A 258-nucleotide genomic window follows, 5' to 3' on the forward strand; every position below is an offset into this window, starting at 1 on the left:
CAGCGGCGACGTTGGTCAAGGTGCGTTCCGCGCCGACACTCCCGATGCTGACGGTGCTGGTCGGAGCCGCGCCCGCGAAGTCGAAGCGCGTGCCGTTGAGGGTCACCGCCGAGGTGCCCACGGCAGCGGCCGTCACACTTCCGGAACCGAGCGCGACGTCATTGGCGTTGAGCGCCTGCGAATTCGTCCCCAACGCTATCGAAGCCGGGCCGGATGCATTGGACTTTGCGCCGAACGCCAGCGCGTAATCACCTGAGG

General features: G+C 67.4%; 1 pseudogene. It reads right to left on the minus strand.

Annotated elements, in window-relative coordinates:
• Positions 1-258, minus strand: a pseudogene (locus tag NCR93_RS31755) (hypothetical protein); the annotation flags it as partial.

This window comes from Caballeronia sp. ATUFL_F1_KS39 (assembly GCF_023630985.1).
Classification (GTDB): domain Bacteria; phylum Pseudomonadota; class Gammaproteobacteria; order Burkholderiales; family Burkholderiaceae; genus Caballeronia; species Caballeronia zhejiangensis.